At 67.4% G+C, this 2564-nt stretch carries 3 protein-coding genes; all 3 read right to left on the bottom strand.

Features of this window, described 5'->3' with window-relative positions:
* Positions 1 to 193: 193 nt before the first annotated feature.
* Complete coding sequence (locus AC1D01_RS29595; RefSeq protein WP_477872793.1) at positions 194 to 1369, bottom strand: acyl-CoA dehydrogenase family protein; 1176 nt, start codon at positions 1367 to 1369, stop codon at positions 194 to 196.
* Positions 1370 to 1401: 32 nt separating this feature from the next.
* Positions 1402 to 1644, bottom strand: a complete 243-nt coding sequence (locus AC1D01_RS29600) for an acyl carrier protein (RefSeq protein WP_047503230.1) — start codon at positions 1642 to 1644, stop codon at positions 1402 to 1404.
* 74 nt (positions 1645 to 1718) lie between these two features.
* The coding region (locus tag AC1D01_RS29605) for an NAD-dependent epimerase/dehydratase family protein (RefSeq protein ID WP_477872796.1) at positions 1719 to 2564 on the bottom strand (846 nt) is incomplete at its 5' end.

Below are 2564 nucleotides of genomic sequence, written 5' to 3' on the forward strand. Positions count from 1 at the left end.
GAACTGACTGTCGCCGACTGTTTGACCACAACGAACGAAGTGAGTGGCGGGAGTTTCGGCGACGGGCCATGAAACCAGTCAGCGCAGGGGAGTCTTCGCCCCCCGGGGGGGAAGACCGGCCCGGCCGGCGAGCCACAGCCTGCCCACCCGCGCCTTTGCCGCACCCATCGGAGAACGTATTCATCTCATTCAGTCAGCGTTGGACGATCTGCATGGTGGCGCTCTGGCCAAGAATGCGGTCGTTGTTGACCATCAGCGCCGCGCCATACGCATCGCGCAGGTGGCGGCCCAGCGTCAGCTTCGAGTCGTTGCGGTAGCCCTGGATGCCGCAGATCAGCATCGCCTTGCCGACCACCTCGACGACGAACTGCGAGGCCGTCAGCTTCAGGTTGTTGATGTTGATCGCGAAGGCGAAGCCCGTGTAGGCCTCGGGATCGTTCGCGAGCAGCAGGTCGTGGTACTCGCGCAGCGTCTGGTACACGCCGCCACGCATCGAGAACAGCACCGTGTCGAGTTCGGCCAGGCGCGTCGCCGAGATCGGCGTCACGCTCGGGTTCTTGCGCGCCTCGGCCCGCACCGCGCTGCGCGCCCGGTTCACCGCGTCGATCGACAAGCCCAGCCACAGCGAGGCCCAGACCACGTGCGAGAACGGGTGCATCGTGCGGCGGTGGATGTCGGCATACGGCTGCGGCAGGATCTGCTCCACACGGCCCTGCGACTTCAGCACGAAGCCTTCGCTGCAGGTCCCGCGGAAGCCCAGCGTGTCCCAGCCCGACAGCTTCGTCAGCTCGTAGTCGCTCTTGCGCACCAGCACCTGCACCTGGTCGTTGCGGGCCGCGTCTTCCGACTTGCGGCAGGTCACGAGGATCGCATCCGCCGTCGCGCCGTACGAGATCACCGGCGTCTGCTTCTCCAGCGTGAAACGGTCACCGCTCACCTGCACCGCGCACAGGCTGGAGCGCACGTCGCCGCCGATGCCCAGTTCGGTGGTGGCCGATGCGATCAGGTACTGGTGCTCGACCATCTCACGCGCATAGCCGCGGAAGAACTCCGACTCGAGCGCGTGGTGCACGATGCAGCCGACCTGGATCTGGTGCATCGCGAAGATCATCGCGGTGGAACCGCAGTACTGGCCCAGCACCTCGCAGATCTGCGACAGGTCGCTGATGTTCAGGCCCATGCCGCCGTACTCCACCGGCACGTAGCAGCTCAGCAGCTTCTGCTGCTTCAGCGCCGCGTAGGCCTCGTGCGGAAAGCGCGCATCGCGGTCCACCTCGGCGGCGTGCGGCGCGATGATGTCGCGGCCGATGCCGTGCAGCCCTTCGAGCAGGGCGGGCAGTTGGGGGCTCAGGCGGGTCGGTTGCGACATATCGTCTCCAGGAATGGCGGCAATGCAGCGCTTCAGGCGCTGACGAGTTCTTCGATGGCTTCGGACAGCGAGCGGATGCTCTCGAAGGTCTTGCGGCCGAGCATCTTGTCGGAGAACTCGATGTCGAAGCCGTCTTCCAGCGCCAGCATCAGGTTGACCGTCGTCAGCGAGGTCAGCCCGGCGGCGTACAGGTCGCTGTCTTCGGTCAGCGTGGCGGCGTCCACCGACAGGCGGGCGTGCTTGGCGATGATGGAACGGATCTTCTCGGTGTGCATGGCTGTGTCCTGCTGCGGTTCAAACAAAAAAGAAAGCTCTGCTGCGCACCGCGTGTCGCGCAGCCTCGCGGAAATCAGACGGTCTGGCGGGCGCGCTGCACGTACCAGCCGATCGCCTCGTGCAGCCCGGCGCGCACGTCGTGGCTGGGTTCGTAGCCGAGCAGCCGGCGCGCCTTCGACACGTCGGCCAGCGAATGGCGCACGTCGCCGGCGCGGAAGCTGGCGTACTGCGGCGCCTCGACGCGCAGCGCCGGGCATTCGCGCTGCAGCGCCTCGGCCAGCGCGCCGTGCAGCTGGTTCAGCGTGGTGCGGTCGCCCACCGCCACGTTGAACACCTGGTTCGACGCCTCGGGCTCCTCGCTGATGCCGGCGCGCAGGTTGGCCTGCACCGCGTTCGTCACGAAGCAGAAGTCGCGCGAGGTCTCGCCGTCGCCGTTGATCACACAGCGCGAGCCCTCGAGCATCTGCGCCGCCCAGCGCGGGATCACCGCGGCATACGCGCCGTTCGGGTCCTGGCGCGGGCCGAACACGTTGAAGTAGCGCAGCCCGATCGTCGACAGCCCGTAGCAGCGGCCGAACACCTCGGCATACAGCTCGTTCAGGTACTTGGTGACGGCATACGGCGACAGCGGCCGGCCGATCTTGTCCTCGACCTTCGGCAGCGCCGGCGAATCGCCATACGTCGAGCTCGACGCGGCATAGACGAAGCGCTTCACGCCGGCCGTGCGCGCGGCCTCGAGCATCGTCAGGAAGCCGGTCGCGTTCGAGCGGTGCGTGGTCAGCGGGTCCTTGATCGAGCGCGGCACCGAGCCGAGCGCCGCCTGGTGCAGCACGATCTCGGCACCGTCGCAGGCCTGCGCGCAGCTCGCGAGGTCGGCGATGTCGCCGCGGATGAAGGTGTGGCGCGACCAGGCCTCCTC

The organism is Rhizobacter sp. P3_B12 (genome assembly GCF_056402895.1).